The sequence below is a fragment of the Oleiphilus sp. HI0061 genome, from assembly GCF_001635675.1.
On the sequence record NZ_LWFE01000893.1, the window covers coordinates 1 to 331 of the forward strand.

At 43.2% G+C, this 331-nt stretch carries 1 protein-coding gene; it reads right to left on the minus strand.

What is annotated here, in order from left to right; translation table 11 throughout:
- A partial coding sequence (locus A3735_RS30815) for a hypothetical protein (protein WP_197485842.1) occupies positions 1–331 on the minus strand: 331 nt, incomplete at both ends.

Below are 331 nucleotides of genomic sequence, written 5' to 3' on the forward strand. Positions count from 1 at the left end.
CTAGACGGCTTGAGTAGGTGTCTAGAAAAACAGGCTTCTCATCAACAACTTTTTCGAGGCCGAACTTCTTGCGAGATTGGCGGCTACAAATACTGTAAATCAGGATGCTGAGATACAGAGTGGTGAGACTTAAACCCAAGTGTATAAAGAAGTTTTCGTAGCTATTGTTGAGTCTGAGAAAAACCAGATGGACGATATGAAGAATCAGCACCAGGCCGTTTAAGGCGCGAAACAGTGTGACTTTGACGCCGCTATCACGTGCGCCATCAATGAAGCTTATAATCGGCTTTGCATACAGGAATAAGCCAATGTTGAATACAAATACCAGAAT